This is a genomic window from Halomonas citrativorans (genome assembly GCF_900163645.1).
In the GTDB taxonomy this organism is placed as follows: domain Bacteria; phylum Pseudomonadota; class Gammaproteobacteria; order Pseudomonadales; family Halomonadaceae; genus Vreelandella; species Vreelandella citrativorans.
In genome coordinates, this window is sequence record NZ_FUKM01000057.1 from 339608 (window position 1) to 357788 (window position 18181).

Annotated in this window: 18 protein-coding genes; 7 read left to right on the plus strand and 11 right to left on the minus strand. The window is 54.2% G+C overall.

Annotated features, from left to right (window positions below; genetic code table 11):
• Positions 1-18 precede the first annotated feature (18 nt).
• The 6 genes from CZ787_RS15440 to speB form a co-directional block, all read right to left on the minus strand.
• A complete protein-coding gene (locus CZ787_RS15440) occupies positions 19-1017 on the minus strand; it encodes a phosphoglycerate dehydrogenase (RefSeq protein WP_087110806.1) in 999 nt (332 codons plus the stop codon).
• Between the two features lie 9 nt (positions 1018-1026).
• Positions 1027-1923 (minus strand): NAD(P)-dependent oxidoreductase, encoded by an 897-nt coding sequence (locus CZ787_RS15445; protein ID WP_087110808.1) that lies wholly within the window; start codon positions 1921-1923, stop codon positions 1027-1029.
• Between the two features lie 106 nt (positions 1924-2029).
• Complete coding sequence (gene pdxA / locus CZ787_RS18990; RefSeq protein WP_217883887.1) at positions 2030-3037, minus strand: 4-hydroxythreonine-4-phosphate dehydrogenase PdxA; 1008 nt, start codon at positions 3035-3037, stop codon at positions 2030-2032.
• Positions 3038-3061: 24 nt separating this feature from the next.
• Entirely contained in the window at positions 3062-4303 is a 1242-nt protein-coding gene (locus CZ787_RS18995) for a four-carbon acid sugar kinase family protein (RefSeq protein WP_217883888.1), read from the minus strand.
• Positions 4290-5183 carry a 4-hydroxy-tetrahydrodipicolinate synthase gene (gene dapA, locus CZ787_RS15455; RefSeq protein ID WP_087110810.1) on the minus strand — a complete coding sequence of 298 codons (894 nt, stop codon included), beginning with the start codon at positions 5181-5183 and terminating at the stop codon, positions 4290-4292. Before dapA ends, CZ787_RS18995 begins: the two co-directional genes overlap by 14 nt.
• Before the next feature lie 382 nt (positions 5184-5565).
• Entirely contained in the window at positions 5566-6468 is a 903-nt protein-coding gene (speB, locus tag CZ787_RS15460; protein ID WP_087110812.1) for an agmatinase, read from the minus strand.
• Between the two features lie 131 nt (positions 6469-6599).
• On the opposite strand from speB, the gene CZ787_RS15465 reads away from it, so the two are divergent.
• Positions 6600-7529: a LysR family transcriptional regulator gene (locus CZ787_RS15465; RefSeq protein WP_087110814.1), complete on the plus strand. Its 930-nt coding sequence runs from the start codon at positions 6600-6602 to the stop codon at positions 7527-7529.
• An 87-nt stretch (positions 7530-7616) separates the two neighbouring features.
• On the opposite strand, the gene CZ787_RS15470 is transcribed toward CZ787_RS15465, so the two are convergent.
• On the minus strand, positions 7617-8936 hold the full coding sequence (locus CZ787_RS15470; RefSeq protein ID WP_087110816.1) for an NRAMP family divalent metal transporter: 1320 nt from the start codon (positions 8934-8936) through the stop codon (positions 7617-7619).
• A gap of 356 nt (positions 8937-9292) precedes the next feature.
• On the opposite strand from CZ787_RS15470, the gene CZ787_RS15475 reads away from it, so the two are divergent.
• The gene (locus CZ787_RS15475; protein ID WP_087110818.1) at positions 9293-9943 is read left to right on the plus strand and encodes a hypothetical protein; all 651 of its coding nucleotides are present in this window, start codon (positions 9293-9295) and stop codon (positions 9941-9943) included.
• A 45-nt stretch (positions 9944-9988) separates the two neighbouring features.
• Here CZ787_RS15475 and mapR read toward each other — a convergent pair whose 3' ends face one another.
• Positions 9989-11410 carry a GntR family transcriptional regulator MpaR gene (gene mapR / locus CZ787_RS15480; protein WP_087110820.1) on the minus strand — a complete coding sequence of 474 codons (1422 nt, stop codon included), beginning with the start codon at positions 11408-11410 and terminating at the stop codon, positions 9989-9991.
• Positions 11411-11477: 67 nt separating this feature from the next.
• The gene (fabF, locus tag CZ787_RS15485; protein ID WP_087110822.1) at positions 11478-12743 is read right to left on the minus strand and encodes a beta-ketoacyl-ACP synthase II; all 1266 of its coding nucleotides are present in this window, start codon (positions 12741-12743) and stop codon (positions 11478-11480) included.
• 128 nt (positions 12744-12871) lie between these two features.
• Here fabF and CZ787_RS15490 point away from each other — a divergent pair, with 128 nt between their 5' ends.
• Positions 12872-13522, plus strand: a complete 651-nt coding sequence (locus CZ787_RS15490; RefSeq protein ID WP_087110824.1) for a TetR/AcrR family transcriptional regulator — start codon at positions 12872-12874, stop codon at positions 13520-13522.
• Here the strand turns inward: CZ787_RS15490 and CZ787_RS15495 are convergent.
• The gene (locus CZ787_RS15495; protein ID WP_328514791.1) at positions 13519-13890 is read right to left on the minus strand and encodes a LysR substrate-binding domain-containing protein; all 372 of its coding nucleotides are present in this window, start codon (positions 13888-13890) and stop codon (positions 13519-13521) included. The genes CZ787_RS15490 and CZ787_RS15495 overlap by 4 nt on opposite strands.
• 171 nt (positions 13891-14061) lie before the next feature.
• Between CZ787_RS15495 and CZ787_RS15500 the strand changes: the two genes are divergently transcribed.
• Entirely contained in the window at positions 14062-14334 is a 273-nt protein-coding gene (locus tag CZ787_RS15500) for a DUF2798 domain-containing protein (protein ID WP_087110826.1), read from the plus strand.
• 236 nt (positions 14335-14570) lie between these two features.
• On the opposite strand, the gene CZ787_RS15505 is transcribed toward CZ787_RS15500, so the two are convergent.
• A complete protein-coding gene (locus CZ787_RS15505) occupies positions 14571-15296 on the minus strand; it encodes a GntR family transcriptional regulator (protein ID WP_087110828.1) in 726 nt (241 codons plus the stop codon).
• Positions 15297-15574: 278 nt separating this feature from the next.
• Between CZ787_RS15505 and CZ787_RS15510 the strand changes: the two genes are divergently transcribed.
• From CZ787_RS15510 to CZ787_RS15520, 3 genes are all read left to right on the plus strand, one after another.
• On the plus strand, positions 15575-15859 hold the full coding sequence (locus CZ787_RS15510; protein ID WP_087110830.1) for a UxaA family hydrolase: 285 nt from the start codon (positions 15575-15577) through the stop codon (positions 15857-15859).
• Between the two features lie 2 nt (positions 15860-15861).
• Complete coding sequence (locus tag CZ787_RS15515; protein WP_087110832.1) at positions 15862-17031, plus strand: UxaA family hydrolase; 1170 nt, start codon at positions 15862-15864, stop codon at positions 17029-17031.
• A 183-nt stretch (positions 17032-17214) separates the two neighbouring features.
• Positions 17215-18180, plus strand: a complete 966-nt coding sequence (locus tag CZ787_RS15520) for a tripartite tricarboxylate transporter substrate binding protein (protein WP_087110834.1) — start codon at positions 17215-17217, stop codon at positions 18178-18180.
• Position 18181: the final 1 nt, after the last annotated feature.

Consider the following 18181-nt stretch of genomic DNA (forward strand, 5'->3'; position numbering starts at 1 on the left):
CCAACTATTGGCGGCTGTTCAATCGCTGACGGGGCTTTCGCGTCGGTCTTTAAATAAAGAAACATTAGACGGTGATCGGGTGATCGGGTGCTTGGGCGCTTGGCCTTGCAGCACGGCGAGTACGTCCTCTACGCAGGTGGTGCTTAGTGTGGTCAGGGAATTTTCGGTGTAGCCGGCGATGTGGGCGCTGACGATCACATTGTTCAGCGAGTAGAGAGGGCTTTGAGTCAGAGGTTCTTGTTCGAAGGCGTCTATTGCAGCTCCTGCCAAGCGCTTCTGATCAAGTGCCTCAAAAAGTGCCTTCTCATCAATAATGCCACCGCGGGCGGCGTTGATTACCATGGCCGTGGGCTTCATCATTGCCAAGCGTTCAGCATTGATCAGGTGGCGTGTTTGCTCCGATAGCCCGACGTGCAAGGTGAGGAAATCCGCTTCCTGACAGAGTGTATTTAAGTCGACAAGCTCCACGCCTAGCGCTGCAACCGCATCAGGATTTGCGAAGGGGTCAAAAGCTATAACGCGCATTTCAAACCCAGCGGCGCGTTTGGCAACCGCTTGGCCGATACTGCCTATACCAACGATGCCCAGCGTCATTCCGTGCACGTCGCGACCAAAGCAGCGCGGCCACTCACCAGCACGGGTGGCTGCATCCACGCGCGGGAGATCGCGGGCAAGCGACAGCAGCAGTGCGAAGGTAAAGTCGGCTACCGCGTGGCGGTTAGCAGCGGGCACATTGGTTACGCGTACGCCTTGGCGCTCAGCGGCAGCTACGTCAATATTGTCGACGCCCACGCCGTGCTTGGTAACGACCTTAAGGTTAGGCAGTGCGCTAAAGACAGCCGCCGTCATTGGGTTGAAAGCCACAATGGCAGCGTCGGCATCGGCGGCGCGGGCGATAAAGTCTGCCTCACTGATGTCAGCGGGTAGACTCTCGAATGTTACGCCCGCCGCCTCGAGTAACTCATAGGGGCGCTTGGAGTACTTGGCGAAGGACGGGGAGGTGCAAACAATTTTCACGAAGGCTCCTTAAAACAAGCTGAGCTGATGGCGGTTGGCAACAATGTCGGAAAGCTCGGGAACGAATTTTTCGCCCTCGCCCTGTGCCAGCGCGCTGGCGTATAGATCGCTTACCGCATGAGCAACTTCGGCCTTTACTTCCAGGTCATCGGCAAGCGCCGCAACGTAACGGATGTCTTTGCCAGCATTGGCCAAGGTGAATCGATGCGCGTTACGGTCACGCTCAAGCACGTATTGGAAGAAGGTTTGATAGAAGCCGCTATCCATACGCGAACCGCGAATCACGCTATCGAATACCTGAGGTGAAATGCCAGCCTTCGCGCCAATGGTCAGCGCCTCGGAAAAGACCGCGCCGTAGCTCATGGCCAGAAATTGGTTGAGCAGTTTCATGGTGTGGCCGGTACCCACGCCGCCACAGTGCAAAATTTTGCCAGCCCAGGCTTCAAGTACTGGACGAATGCGCGCAAGCGTCTCGTCGTCGCTGCCCACGATGGCTTGTAGCTGGCCGGATTCAGCTTGGGTGGGTGTACCGCCGAGCGCTGCATCTACCAGGGTGATGCTGTCTTCTTTCAAAGACTCGGCCAAACGGCGAGTTACGGTAGGCTGAGAAGTGGAACAGTCAACGATGATCAGTCTGTTGTCGGCCGTCTTGGCGCCTGCGCGTAGACCGTTGGCGGCATTGATCACCTCTTCAACATGCTCGGACGTGGGCACGCAGACGAATACAATGCTGCAGCTTCCGCCCATGTCTGCGGCGCTCTGGGCACTATCCGCACCCTTGGCGACGAGGGCATCTACCGCTGACTGCTTGGGATCGAACACCTTGAGTGAGTAGCCTGCTGAAAGAATGTTGGAGGCCATATATCCTCCCATCAGCCCGAGTCCGATAAAACCGATACGTTCCATGACGCTCTCCTTAAGTGGCTGTGGCGGGCAGGCTTGTTAAGCGCCTGTCCGCCAAATAGTGTCTAGAAGATTGCTTTATTTGAGTGTCGTGTGCTTTCCCGCAGGATCAGGCCGCTTGGATATGCCGACTGGCAAGCTCGACAGCTTGACTGAGCGCCTCAATGAGGCTGCGCTCGTCGGCGATGCCCTTGCCTGCGATGTCAAAGGCTGTGCCGTGGTCGACGGAGGTGCGTACTACGGGTAGCCCGACGGTGACGTTGACGCCCGCCTCAAGCCCCATCACCTTTACCGGGCCGTGACCCTGATCGTGGTACATGGCAACAACGCAGTCGAAATCGCCCCGACCTGCGCGGAAGAACAGAGTATCCGCCGGGAGTGGGCCTTCAACGTCCCAGCCCCGTGCACGCAGCGCCTCAATGGCCGGAACGATCTTCTCTTCCTCTTCGCCGTAGCCAAACAAGCCGTTTTCGCCAGCATGTGGGTTGATGCCGCAAACGGCGATGCGCGGGTTGTTGTTACCGGCGCGGGCGAGCGTTTCGTGGGCGCGCTCGATGGTGCGTGTCACTAGCCCCGGGTTAATTCGCGCGATGGCGTCGATGATCCCCAGGTGGGTGGTGACGTGGATGACCTTCATCTTCGGAGTCACCAGCATCATCGAGACCTCTTCGGTGCCGGTCAGATGCGCCAAAAGCTCCGTGTGGCCGGGGAATACGTGACCACCGGCGTGCAGTGCTTCCTTGTTCAAGGGCGCGGTACAGATGGCGTCGAGCTCACCGGCTTCGATCAGTTCCACTGTCTTGGCAATATAGCGATAGGCAGCGTCGCCCGCCACGCTCGAAACCTGGCCCCAGGGTAGGTCATCGGGAATCAGGCCTAGATCGATGCACTCGACCACGCCGCGCTGAAAACGCGCCTCAGCGGGAGTCTCAACGACATGCATTTCAAGGGTAGAGCCGACCACGTCCATCGCTTTGCGTAGGCGCCCTGCATCGCCGATGACCAGCGGGCGACAAATATCGTGAACATCGTCGTGGGCCAGTGCCCGGACGATGACTTCAGGACCGATGCCAGCGGCATCGCCCATGGTAATACCGATAACGGGACGATCGCTCATGAAAATTCCTTCTGAATAAAAAAATCAGTGGTTACGTGTCTGGCCGTGCCAAATACGTTCAAAGGCGCTGCTATCGCCGAACCCTCCGGCTTTGGTAATGACTTCCAACCTGCCTGTGCTCGTTTCGGCAAGTAGCCGTGCCATGCCCGTATCGGGAGCATCAAGTAGTGTCAACTGAGTAACGTCCGCGCCGACCAGAAGCGCTCGCGCCGTAGCCCCGCCAGTGGCGATAAGACGTTCAACGCGCTCAAGGCGTGGCGAGAGGAGGCGCGCCAGCGCTAGGCTGAGCGCTGGACCTTCGGCGGCGTTACGATCATTGCCTTGGCGAAGGCGTACCATGACGTCGCGCTTTTGTTCGAGCGCCTCGTCGATGCGCATCTCGAGTGTTTGAAAGGCGCTTTCATGGGCATCTGCACGCAGATCGATGGCGTCTATTTCAATGAGCGTGAGCGCCTCTATGCTTTCCAGAAGCCGGTCGGCTTGCTGATGGGAGATGGCGCTCATACTGCCGATGACGATCAGGGTGTGAGGTGCAGCTGCCAGCGTGGGGATGGGTTCTCGGGTGCCTACCAGACCGAGCGCAGCAGGAAGATGGTCACCGAGACCCGCCGAGCCTACCCAGAAAACGCCGTCGAGGCGTGTGCTCAGCGCTGCTAGTCGAGCCAGGTCGGCGTCGCTTTCGGCGTCGCACACCAGCGTTTGGACACCGGATTCGCGGTGCGCAATCAGTGCGGCAACGACATTGTCATCGTCTTGACCAAGTGCAGCGAGATTGAAGGTTGCGGTCTTGAGCGCTGCGGCGTTAAACATCTCGACTAGGTCCGCTCGGCCCTGAATGCCTTCATTAGTCCAGACCTCCGTCTCCTCGATGGGTATGCCGTCGAGATACTGCCGACCACCATGCGTGGTGCGACCGGTGGCGGGGTAGGCTGGGGCGACGATCGCCATGCCGCCAATCGCGACAAGGCTTGCGACCTCGGCAGCAGCGTTGCCCCTCAGGGTCGAATCGACCTTTTTGTAGAGAAAGTGAAAGCGCCCCTGCCAGGTGAAAAGCGCTTGGCGATGGCGACGAGCTGCCTCGGCGGCGCTCTCTCCACGTGAGTCCAGATCAATGGCCACTGCGTCGGCGCATTCGATGTGATCCGCGCCAAGCACTACGGCGGTGGTGAGCCCCGCGCGGGCACAACCTATCGCTGAGTCGGCCGTGCCGGTCAGGTCATCGGCCACGATCAATAACTGGACGCGGCTCGAATCAGCGCTCGACACGGTCGTAGACCTTGAGCGCCTGCTTGAGTTTTTCCAGTGCTTCAGGGGTAAGTGCCTGTACCGGCGAACGCGCTGGGCCTGCGGGCATACCAAGAAGGGTCGCGGCGGTTTTCAGTACGCTAGGCATGGTGCCGAGGGCAAAGGCGCTGCGCAGCGGACGCAGTTTTTCCTGAGCTTCGCGGGCGGTTTCGAAGTCGCCGGCCTGCCAAGCGTTCCAGATGGTCATAACCACGTCAGGCACAGCGTTGGTGGTCGCGGCCACGGCTCCGTCACCGCCGGCCATTAGCGTCCACAGGATCATTGAGTCGGTGCCGGTGAAGACGGCGAAGTCGTCACGGCGCAGACGGATCAACTGGACCAGGCGGTCAAAATCACCGCCGCTGTCCTTGATCGCACGAATGTTGGGAATCTCGGAGAGCTTCGCGATGCTTTCGACAGTTAGGGTTACGCCAGCCTTAGCGGGAATGGTGTAGAGCAGAATCGGAAGCGGTGTAGCTTCGGCGATGCGTTGGTAATGCAGGATGAGTTCCGCTTGAGTTGCACCGTTGAAGTAGGGGGTGATGATCGAAAGACCGTCGACGCCGACCTCTTCCATGCGGCGGTTCAGCTCGATAACGCCGCGCGTGGTGTAGCCACCGGTACCGGCATATACGGGAACGCGGCCCGCCGCTTGGTCCTTGACGATGGTTGCCACGCGCACTTTTTCGTCGTCCGACAGTGAGAAGAACTCTCCGTTGGTACCCAGTGCGAAGAGGCCATGAACACCCTTTTTAATCAATGTTTCAGTCAGTTCTCGAAGCCCCTTCTCATCGACTTCCTCGTGTTCATCCATGGGAGTGATCAAAGCGGGGACGATGCCGCGAAACTCAAAAATGCTCATGATGTCTCCAGAAATATATGTGTGACTGATTCGATAGTTCTTAGGGCTAAAATGATCGAAACGTTCATATTTGGCAAGCTATACCATCGTCTAGTCGGCTAGGAATGAGATCGTTTATAGGCTGAATGTTGATCTATGTGACTGAAAAACATAGTTACTAGGTGGAAAGTCCTAGTTGATTGCTTTGGTCATTTTTTGCAAAGAGTTTACGAAAGGAAAAACGAAGCCTTCAAAAAATGAATGTGCATGAGAGGGTGCTACGTGCCACAAGTCGCGTGTGACTATCTATTTCCATCTATTGCTTGGTGGCGTGAGGGGCTATTTAAAAAGCCGAACGCCGCATAAGCCGCGTTCGATGAGTTTTTCGGTAAGTGCCGTGATGTTAAATGCGCTTGGACGCCGCCAGCACATACAAAAACTCAAGCCCCAGGGTCGCTGCGGCAAGCGAGGTAATATCACCGTGATCGTAAGCCGGGTTGACCTCTACGACATCCATGCCTACTAAATTCATACCCACCAAGCCACGAACAACCTTTAGCAGTAAATTGGTCGACATGCCTCCACATACCGGTGTGCCGGTGCCAGGTGCAAACGCAGGGTCGAGCCCATCAATATCCAGGCTGACGTAGGCGGGGTGGTGGCCCACGCGAGCACGGATTTTTTCGAGTACTGCTTTAGGGCCATTATCATTTACCCAATCGGCATCCAGCACTGCATAAGGATGGTTATGACGGTCATAGCTGGTGCGGATGCCGATTTGCAGCGAGAGCTTGGGCACGACCAATCCTTCTTTTAGAGCGTGATGAAAAATGGTGCCGTGATCAAAGCGTGTGCCTTGCTCGTAGGTATCGGTATGGGCATCAAAATGGATCAATGCAAGCGGCCCATGCTCGCGGGCATGGGCGCGTAAAAGCGGTAGACTGATGTAGTGGTCACCGCCCAGCGTCAGCATCTTTTTACCCGCGCTGAGCCAGCGGTTGGCATGGTTTTCGAGGTTGTCGACCAGGCTTTCTGGTTCGCCATAGGCATAGTCCAGGTTACCTGCATCGCACACGCGTAAACGCTCTTCCAGGGAAAAATCCCAGGGCCAACGCTTGCCTTCCCAGATCAGGTTGGCGGTGCTTTGGCGGATAGCATTCGGACCCATGCGAGTGCCCGCGCGGCCGGAGCATGCAAGGTCGAACGGTACGCCGCTGACCACCACTTCGGCATCGGTTGTCTTGGGGTCGGTCGCTTTGGGCACACCCATAAAGGTCGAAATAACGTCACCAAACAGGCTGGGCATCGTTTGTGGGTGGGTCACCGGCGTTTGTCTCCAATAGGGAGTAGGAAAGGCGGCGACAATAAAATGTTTTAGGCGATGAATATAATGAATGTTTAGAATAAAACCATTCGCCCTGTGAATAGTGAGCTGCTATGCGCCTGCTTCGCCAGTTTGACCTCAACCTTTTGCTGGTGTTTGTGACGTTAATGCATGAGCGCCACGTTACCCGCGCGGCCGAAAAGCTTCACTTAAGCCAGCCAGCACTTAGTCATGCACTGAAGCGGCTTCGCGAGGCGCTGAGTGACCCGTTACTGGTGCGCACAGACCGGGGCATGCAGCCCACACCGAGAGCGCTTGCCTTGTTGCCGGTGGTTCAGCAGGCATTAGCCATACTGCAAGAGGGCCTGGCGCCTCCGGCAGCTTTTTTGCCTGAAAGCAGCTCGCGGCGCTTTACACTGGCCACAACGGACTATTTTGAAGAGGTCATGTATCCGGCGTTTCTCAGCCAGCTATTAACCCGTGCGCCTGGCATCAGCTTCTCTATCGAGCTAATTACGCCTGAGGCTCTGGGAGAAGGGCTGGAGCAGCGTCATATCGATATGGTGGTGGGGCTGGACAGCCAGGTCGAACTGCCCGGCGGTGTGTTGAAAACGCCCTGGATGCAGGAGGAGTTGGTGTGCCTGGTGGCAGCGAGCAACACGCAGATTGGCGATGCGCTGACGATTGCACAGTTTGCGGAGGCGTTGCATGTCGAGCTTGCCGATATCAACGGGCTGGGGCCGAGCAATATTGATAATTGCCTAGCGCAGCATCGCTTGACCCGGCGGGTGATTTCAAAAAATCTTAATTATATTGCTGCGGCCAGAGTGGTCGCGCTGACCGAGGCGATTATGACGCTGCCCCGGCAGATGGCTGAGCACTTTAGTGCCATGCTGCCGGTACGTATGGTGGAGCCACCCAATGAGCTTCCTGCGCTTAATATGACGCTCATTCAGCATGGGCTGTATGCCAATGAGCCGTCAACAGTGTGGTTGCATCAACAGCTCATTACCTTTGCTAACGCGTTTAGTCACCAAACCTAAAAGAGTTTCGCTCCGTAAACGCGCGTGTTTTGAATAACGTACTGGCGAGCACTGATTAGAGAGTACTGACTAGCGAGTACTTACTGGTTAGTAGATAAAGCGTACGTAAATATAGCCCAGTGACAGAAGCGCCAGGGTAGCGATCGCTAGCCAGCTCCAGGCATTAATCAGACGTGAAGGGCGCTGGGACACCGGCACGGTTGAGCCGTTTGCCGTCAGGTGGTTGAGGGTAGCCAGCACCGGGCTTATCAAAAACGCCACGACCATGACAAAGTCCATAAACAGCCGGAAGCTGCCCATCAAGGTATACAGAATCACCACGGCCAGTAGTGATAAGCCCACCATGCATATAAAAAACGCGCGGCTGCCCTCAATCGTACGGCTCTCTTCCGTGGCACCTTCCGGGCGTGTAAACGTATAGTAAGAGGCCGTGATCATGCGCGGAAAGCCATCCAGCACGGTCAGCAATGTGGTGAGCATGACGGTAAACGCGGAAATACCCACGACCACGCCGCTCCACTCGCCCAAGGTGTTGGTATAAAGGCCAATCACTTGGCTTGCAAAAGCGACGGCGCCATCGGCGGGCGTTATTGCCTGGCTGTGCATCACGCCAGCGCCCATTACGACAAAACAGGCCGCCAGAACGGCCGCGCCGATATAGCCGATATTGAAGTCGATTTTTTCGGCGGCAGTGCCGCTGCGCACTCCCTGATTTTTATTACGCGCCTCTGACCACAGTGAGTTCATCACCGCGAGCGTAATATCAGACGGCATCAAGCCAAGCACCGCTACCAGGGTAATAAAGGTGGCTGTACTAAAAAGAGGAGAGACAGCTGTCGCGGGGTAGAAGGTCCAGTCGACCAGGGGCACGGCAACCAGAGCAGCCAACAGGGTGGTGACGCTTAAGATGACAATAAAGACTTTATTGACCCAATCAAGCAGCTTGTAACCGCCTGCGAATGTCAGCACGCAGCACAGGGCAATCAGTATCACGGCGATGGTTGGTGGGCTTAACGTCATAGGCACGATACTGCCGGCAAGACCTGCCGTGGTAATCGCAATGGCGGCAATAATAATCGCCGAGACAGGTATTTGGACCAGCGCAAACAGCGCCACCACGGATTTACCAAAGGTCTGGCGGTAGCCTTCAACCAGCGACTTGCCTGTGACACTGACATAAAATGGTCCGAAGAAGAAAGACGGATACTTAAGCAGTACGGCAAGTAAAATAAAGCCCAGCAAGCCGATGCCATACTCCGCCCCAGCACGTGTTGATTGAACAACGTGAGACGTGCCAATGGCTGCACCCGCAAATAAAAACCCAGGACCAAGCGCGGCCAGGTATTTGGCATACATGGACTTGGCCGAGGGAGAAGCCGCCAGCGTGCTGGATTCTTGAGGGGGCATGGTGGGTTCCTTGTGAGCGAGGTTTTATTGAAGTTTCATTGTTGTTTTAAGCGATTCTGATCGCGGGCCGCTATGTTAGCTCAGTCTTTGATGGCTTTCATGCGCTATGCGCTGTATGACGTTACTCACGTATAGCAAAATCATTAAGGCTGGCTAAATGGCGAAGGTGTCACGCTAGCCGGGTTTGCTTGCGCTGGGTCAGCCTTTAAGCTGATATGTATTTATCGTAACGTTCTGAGTCTGTACTAAAACGGCAGTGCAAGGCAGAATTCAAAAATGCACAGATGGCGAGCAGGGCATTCGTTAACCAGACGTCAGGCTGTTAGGGTAATAAAACGTTTAAGAGGCGCGCTACTATGCTAACTGTTTTCATTTATTTTATGATTTTTGTGGGTGTCACCGCCGCTTTATATCAGGTGTATGAGGTTAATTATAATATTAATTTTGCCAATGACTTGAAGCTCTCAAATGCCGATAAAGAGCGCTTAAGCGAGCTTTCGCATAAAGCATTGTTGGCGAAGCAAACAGGCGGGTCAGCCGATTTTGACCAAGCGGTCGCCCACACATTTGGGCCTCAGATGAATCCTCATATGGCGCTCCTGGCGTTTACTGAGGAAAAAGCGGGCACCTATGCCATTCCTCTTCTACGCCGCAGGGGGCAGCTTGATGTCAGCGGCGAATTGCGCGTGCGGCATTTGTCATTCTGTAAAACCCGGCTGCCAACATGGGATGCCCGCGTGCTGATGATTTCACTGGTGATTGTGAACAGCATGCTGGCGCAGTTCCTGGGTGGAATGAGCATCTATACGCTGCTATACCCCTTTTCATCGGCCGCCTTTACCTGGCTGAATGAACCCCCGGTGCTGATGCTATTAACCTTCGTGTTGATCGCCATCTCTCACGGCATTTTCCGGCTTGATATGTATCTGCACGACCTGTATCAAATTGGAAAGCTTGCCCGGTTAACATCGGCAGACAACCGTCATCTGCATAGCCAAAAGGCGTAAGTCGCTAAAACGAGCGCCTGAAAATGAACACCTGAAAAGCAGCGCTTAACAAGATGCCAGCATTGCTCTTAGCTGCTCGCCCAAAAACGCCATGGCCTCTTCGCTGCGCGGTGTCCATGGGTGGCCATAGCTTAAGCGGGCGCAGTTTTGATACCCCTGCGTGGCAGAGAAGATAGGCCCAGGTGCAATGCTGATCCCTTGCGCCAGGGCTATTTGAAACAGGCGCAGCGAGTCCACCGGCTTGGGAAATTCAAACCACAGAAAGTATCCGCCAGCCGGGCGTGTTGCGCGGGTATCCTTGGGAAAGTAGCGTGCCGCCGCCGAGAGCATACGGGTTTGCTGAAATTCCAGTGCCAGGCGCAGTTTGCGCAAATGGCGGTCGTAGCCGCCGTGCTGAAGGTAATCTGCAATGGCTACCTGAGCGGGCACCGAGGGTGAAATTGTCGTCATCAGTTTCAGCCGGGAAATGCTTTCGGCGTAGCGCCCTCCGGCTACCCAGCCGACCCGATAACCGGGCGCCAGGCACTTTGAAAACGACCCGCAGTGAATCACCAATCCTTCATCATCAAAGTGCTTAACGGGTACGGGGGGCTTGGAGCCAAAATAGAGCTCGGCATACACATCATCTTCGATCAGCGGCACCTGATGCTGCTTCAACAGCCCATACAGCGCCTGCTTTTTGGCCGTACTCAAGCTCGCCCCAAGCGGGTTTTGCAAATGGCTCATCAGCCAACAGGCTTTAATCGGGTACTTGGCAAGGCTGTCTGCCAGCTTGTCCAGGTCGATTCCTTCCCGCGGATGAACAGGAATCTCGACTGCCCTTAACTTCAAACGCTCCAATACCTGAAGGCTTGCGTAAAAGGCCGGTGACTCGATGGCGACAAGATCACCAGGTTCGGTCACGCACTGAAATCCCAGGTTCAGGGCTTCCATGGCGCCATTGGTAATCACCAGTTCCTGGGGCGGTAGGTGCACGCCAGCCAACCGGTAACGCAGAGCGATCTGGCGGCGCAGTGCCGTATCGCCTGCGGTCATATCTGTGATGATGGCGTTGGGAGAAAGCTCGCGTAGCCCTTTGGCCATGCTGCGCGCCAAGCGGGGAAGCGGAAACAGCTCAGGGCTTGGAAAGGCCGAGCCAAAAGGCACCGTATCGACATTTTGAAGCGACCCCAGCACCGAAAAAACCAGTTCACTTACCGCAATGTCGGCCGTTTCAGGGTGGCCTTGGGTCATTTCGGGCTCGTTGAGAAACTGCTGCGCCTGTTCGCGGACAAAGTAGCCCGAGCGTGGCCGCGACACGATTAGCCCCTGCTTCTCCATCAGGTAGTACGCCTGAAACACCGTCGATGGGCTAATGGCGTAGTGGCGGCTGGCCTGGCGAACTGAGGGTACACGCTCCCCTGGCGCCAGCACACCACTGCGGATCAGTTCGGATATTTCCTCGGCAAAGCGTTCGTAGCGTTTCATGTTCTTCCACCGCTAAAAGCAGGCCAAGAGGATACGCGAACGGCGGTTAAAAGCCGACGGCCAGGCGCTACATCTGACTGATAATCAGCGCCGCGTTGACGCCGCCAAACCCAAACCCGTTGCATAGCACATGTTGAGTGGGCTGGGTGCGCGTTGTTAACGGGATGAAGTCCAGGTCCCGCATATCTTCATCGCAGTGCGTCAGATTAAGCGTGGGCGGCAGCTGGCCCGTAGTGGCAGAAAGCGCTGAAAAAATGCTCTCAACGCCACCCGCCGCACCCAGCAAATGGCCCGTTGCCGACTTGGTGGAAGAGATCGGAATGTGTGGCAGAGTGCTACCAAACACGCGCCGTAAGGCGGCAATTTCTGCCCGGTCGCCCACTGGGGTTGAGGTGGCGTGGGCATTGATATAGCCAATCTCATCCGCATTAAGCCCCGCCATTTTCAGCGCCGAATGAATGGCGGCGGCGGCGCCGTTACCATCCTCTGGCCCGGCGGTAATATGGTGAGCGTCGGCACTGGTGCCATAGCCGCTAATGACGGCCAGCGGCGTGGCGCCACGGGCTTGTGCATGCGCCAGTGTTTCAATCACCAGCAGGCCCGCACCTTCGCCCATGATGAAACCGTTACGGGTACTGTCGAAGGGGCGGGATGCGCTTTCAGGCTGCTCGTGCTCGGTGGAAAGTGCTTTGAGTGCGTTGAAGCTTGCTAATGATAGCGGATCAATGCACGCCTCGGCGCCGCCCACTAACGCTACGTCAGCTTCACCGCTGCGAATCAAACGCATGCCATCGCCAATCGCCTGCAGACCCGCCGCACACGCTGTCACCGGGCAGCCCAGCGGGCCCTGAAATCCGTAGCGAATCGACAGATTGCCCGCCGCCATATTGGCCAGAAACGCGGGTACGGTAAATGGCGACACCCGACGGTAACCTTTTTGTTGTAGCGTTTGTTGGGCCTCGGTAATCGTTGGGAACCCGCCAATACCGGAACCGATAATGGTCGCCGTGGCTCGGCGTTGTGCTTCGTCCGTTGGTTGCCAGCCAGCCTGCTCAAGAGCTTCTTTTGCCGCCGCCATGGCGTAAAGGCTGAACAGGCCCAGCTTGCGACGCTCTTTGGCATCCGCGATATCATCCAGGCAAAGCCCCGCCTGCGGGTCATCGGTTGAATGGGCAACCGCGCCGGCAATCTTGATAGGCGTTTGAGCGGTATCAAAGCGGGTAATCTGGCGAATCCCTGAGCGGCCTTGCAGTAGAGCGTCCCAACTTGTCTTGACGTTGCATCCCAGCGGGCTGACCATACCCGTGCCGGTGATAACAATAGGTGAGTGCATAGCGGCTCCTCAGTGCTTTAAATACGGCTACGCTAGCAGTACGCATTATATGATCAAGATAATATTTAGCAGGATTATTTAGCCAAACAATTTAGCCGAACGATTTAGTAGTGCAAAACGAGGTCAACATGCCTTATCCCAAAAGCCATAAGGCGAAAACCCGAGAGCGTATCCTGGCATCAGCCACTGAACTGTTCAGCCGATACGGCTTTAATAAAGTCTCCATCGGTCAGGTCATGAAGCTTGCCAGAATGACCCACGGGGCTTTTTATTCCCACTTCGCCTCCAAAGAGGCGTTGTATGACGCTTCGGTGCGTAAAACGCTGGATGGCAGCCGTGCCGCACGCTTGGTAAAAGGGCCGCTCTCCTTACAGCACCTAACGGAACTGGTCTCTAACTACTGGAATCTCCAGGAGCTTGAGCGTAAGCAACAGCCAGGGCCGGAAGCGGTGCTGTTTAATGAAATAGGCAGCGAGAAAGCCGAGATTCGTACCATGTTTGAGGCGTCTTACCTGCGGATGAAGAAGATGCTTGAAATGCGCTTGCTTGCCTTGAGTAAGCTTAAAAAGATCCCCTTTGCCCACGACCGAGAGGTGATTGCCGATAAGTCGCGGGTTATTTTGGCAGCGTTGGTGGGGGCAGTGGCCATTGCCAAAAGCCTACCCGGTGAGGAAGAACGTCAGCATGTGTTATTGGCGACCCAGCGCCAGATTTTGTTAATGCTGGGGGTGAGCGAAACGGAAGCAGAAGGGATGCTGCAAAGCGTTATGTCGGCCTAGGCTTGCCAGTGGGCAGGGAGAGTCTCGGTTAGAAACTGCTGAAACGCCAGAACCTTGGGCGTTAATTCACGCCGATGCCGGACACAAAGATAAAACTCCAGTGGGTCAACCTCTAGGGGCTCATCAGCCGCAAACGGCGGCGTAAACAGTGCAACAAGCTTGCCCTGCGCCATTAACGGTTCTGCAATAAACGCCGCTAACCGTGTGATGCCGCCACCTTCAATAGCCATCTGGGCCAGTGCATCAATGTCGTCGCTGATCATACGTGCCTTCACCGGCGCATCGAAACGTATGCCGTTGCGTATTGCGCCCCAGCCGAGATAGCGCCCATCCAAAGGAAACCGAAATATCAGGCAGCCGTGCTCCAACTCCTTTCACAAAGCTCTCGATGCCACGTAACGCAACCATAAGCCATACCTTAATCTTTAGCGATATTCGTAACATTAACTTACGGCTGTACTTATCGTGAGCGTGCTTCTGAATTTTTCCAAGCCACTGTAGAGTGCACAAACACGTTTGATAGATAAGGTAATTAACCCATGACAATCCGCCGCTACCCAGGACAGCGCCTGCTTGCAGCGCGCAAGCTGCACCCACGTTTTACGCCGATCATATTTGCATTATACATGTCGACGATTATGGCATTCTTAATGACCCTGGTTATTACCGCGGTTAGTGCGGGGGTGAGTGACCACTATTTCAGCCAAGTCTGGCACGCCTATCGGGTAGCCATGCCCAGCGCCTTTGTGTGCATTTTGGTAGTACGGCCACTGGTTGCCCGTCTTGTACAGCTTACGATCAGGTCGCATTGAGGTAATTATGCCGCTTGATTTTTGCGCATACTGCTCCTGCCGGTGACGATGTTTGGAAAGTCATGCCATGCATACATCCGAGGTGTTATCGAGGCGATGCATGTATGGAGAGAAAGAATTTAAAAAGAATTTTATATGCCAAGCCTTTCAGAATGTGCTGGAAAGCTTGGCAACAGAACGTGGTCAGTAAAACTAATTAAACACCTAAAAGCCTTCGACATATTGTTTTAAGGCTTTCAAAGAATATTCCAGTAGCAATGTTGTTGCGTAACACATCGCGAAACACGATATTCAATAGCTTCATCTTGAAGCCCTCTGGCAACTCTGCGAACTTCGATAAGTGGAGAACCTAATTCTACACCCAAATGTTTTTGTTCTTGGGTGCCTGCCGCAACAGCGAACAACTGCTCTTCTGCTTTTGAAACACTTTGCTTAAATTGCTGCTGGTAGAGCTGATACAGCGTATTTGGCAATGTTTCAGGAATGCTTTCGAGCTTCGGAAAGCGCGTTGCATCGACTATCAGGTCTTCTAGTAACGCTGGGACCTCATCCAGAACTCTGACTCGCTGGATATGCACTACCATGGCTTTTCTTTCAAGTCCTAGCACTCTCGACTCTTCAGTGCTGGCGCGTCGGCGTTCGCGTAGCAGAACACGAGACACAGGCAGTGATCGAGTGCCATCCAAACGCATGAAGTTAAAAAATTGAAACAATGAGCGATCGCTGTCATGCGTTGCGACGACGGTGCCTTTGCCTTGATAGCGAATGACCACGTGGTCCTTAGCCAGTGCATCCACCGCCTTGCGTATAGTCCCAACACTAACCCCGTACTCTTGAGAAAGAGCCGACTCGCTAGGAATGAAGGTTCCTGGCGGCCAAATACTCGAAACGATGTGTGACAATAGCGCTTCTTTTATTTGCTGATATAGAGGGCGATAAGAAGGTGCTGGGTGGTCGTTCATATCCGGTTCCTTGACGTGTTGCTTGTACGCCATTCGCTAGAGGACGTTAGTGCTTCAATGCAGATAACAGCGAACACAAAAGCCCTGATGTTAGCTATTTTCAGTCATAGCCGCTCTTATTCAAGATAATAATATCAAAAAAAGATATAGATGACTTGATCTCTTATATTATATATCATATATATGATACAGGATGCGATTTAGTTAAGCCGGTTCCACCTAGCATCCTTGATTTAATAACAGAAACAATATCAACAACCTAGTAGAGAGAAGACATCATGAGCATCGACTTCGTAGTACATGATGCCGACGATAGTGTCGGCGTCGCGGTGGTCGAAGGCATCCAGGCTGGCCAAGAGCTGACTGGATGGGTCATGCAAGGTGACCGAACTATCACTTTTACAGTAAGCGACTCCATTCCTATTGGGCACAAGTTGGCAATTCGTGATCTGGCGGAAGATGACGCTGTCATGAAATACAGCGTCGATATCGGTCGCGCCATCAAACCGATCGAGAAGGGCGAACATCTGCACGTTCACAACGTTAAAACCAAGAGGTGGTAAAAATGGAAATCAAAGGTCGCAAGTTTCTGGGCTATCGCCGCGAAAATGGGCGTGTTGGTGTCCGCAATCACGTTATCGTTCTACCGGTTGATGACATTTCTAACGCCGCCGCCGAGGCAGTTGCTAATAACATCAAAGGCACTATGGCGTTGCCGCATGCCTACGGCCGGTTGCAGTTTGGCGCTGACCTGGATCTACACTTCCGTACTCTGATCGGTATCGGTTCTAACCCGAACGTTGCCGCTGTCATCGTAATTGGTATCGAGCCAGGTTGGACCAATAAAGTGGTTGATGGCATTAAGGCGACAGGTAAGCCGGTGGAAGGCTTCTGGATTGAGCAAAATGGTGACCACAACACTATTTGCGCGGCTTCCAAGAAGGCCAAGGAGTTCGTACAGCACGCCAGTGAACTGCAGCGTGAAGAGTGCGATATTAATGAGCTATGGGTTTCTACCAAGTGCGGTGAGTCTGATACCACTTCAGGTTTGGCTTCTTGCCCAACAACAGGTAACGCCTTTGATAAGCTCTACGATGCGGGCTGTACGCTGGTATTCGGTGAAACTTCCGAATTGACGGGTGGTGAGCATCTCGTTGCCGAGCGATGCGCTACACCTAAAGTGCGTGAACAGTTTCAGGCAATGTTCGATCGCTACAGCGATATGATTGATCGCTACAAGACCAGTGACTTATCTGAATCCCAGCCGACCAAAGGCAATATCGAAGGGGGCCTAACCACCATTGAAGAAAAAGCGCTAGGTAATATCCAGAAGATTGGTAAGCGCTGCCAGGTAGATGGCGTGCTCGACAAGGCCGAAGCACCTACTGGCGCAGGGCTTTGGTTTATGGATTCCTCATCAGCAGCCGCCGAGATGGTGACGCTATGCGCAGCTGCTGGTTATGTTGTGCATTACTTTCCGACAGGCCAAGGCAATGTGATTGGCAACCCCATCTTACCGGTTATTAAGGTCTGCGCTAATCCACGCACCATGCGTACCATGAGCGAACATATTGATGTTGATGTAACCCACATCCTTAGGCGTGAGATGGATATGGATCAGGCGGGGGATGCATTGCTGGAAATGACTCTACGTACTGCCAATGGCCGCCATACAGCTGCTGAGGCGTTAGGTCATCGTGAATTTGTAATGACTCGTCTCTACGAAAGTGCTTAACGAAATTGTGGCGCCCTGACGTTTGTTAGGGCGTCGTCTTGGGACTTTTTCAGGAGTAGTTACCTGGTAATAAAGTAAAGATTGTAAGAGTCGCGCCTTCTAAAAACGCGCCGTAATTTATCGTAACTCCGGTGCACTTGCTCGCAAGTTAACAATGACAACGAAGATACTTGGAGAAAAATTATGCGAATCTCTCTATCCATCGGTTTAGCCGCCGGCCTCGGTTTATCCCTCGCCAGTGCGTTTACGACAGTCGCTATAGCGGACGACTTTCCTGCGAAGAACATTCAGTACGTTATGCCTTTTGGCCCAGGCGGTGAATCTGATATTAGTGCTCGTCTTCAGCAGAAATACTTTGAAGAAATAACCGGTAAGCAGCTGATTGTGCAATACATGCCTGGTGGAGGTGGCGCTGTTGGCTGGTCTCAACTGTCCGATATGCCGACCGATGGTTATGCGATTATGGGATCCAATTTGCCTCATATTATCCTCAAACCCATGGGGCAGGATGTTGGTTTTCAAACTGAAGACATTAATAATTTCTTTTATTTTCACTATTCCCCCGATGCGATCCTGGTCCGCAACGAAAGCCCCTATCAGACACTTGATGATCTAATTCAGGCTGCTCAGGAAGCCCCGGGCGCTGTCACTTTTTCTGGCAGTGGCACCTACAGCGCGAATGATGTCGCCAACACGCGTTTTCAACAGTTGGCGGATGTAACCACAACGTATATTCCCTTTGGTGGGTCTGGAGCGGCTGTTACGGCGTTACTTGGCGGAGTGGTAGAGGCGGAGTGGGGGTATACCACGATCGCAGCTAACCATAACGATAAGGTTCGCATGTTGGCGGTAGCCTCTGAAGAGCGTCATCCCATGTTCCCCGATGTACCTACTTTCCAGGAGTTAGGCTATGACATGGTAGGTGGTGCCTATCGTGGTATGGCCGTGCCTGAGGGAACTCCCCAAGAAATTCAGCAGAAACTCTCCGATATCTTCCAGCAGATTAATCAAAATCCGCAGTTCCAGCAGGAAATGCAGGACCTTGGCTTTGTATTGATAGATGTGCCGATGGGAGAAATGGATACATTCATGAGCGATCAAATGGATGTTTACGAGGCTTCTGCACGTGAACTCGGCTTAATCGACTGAC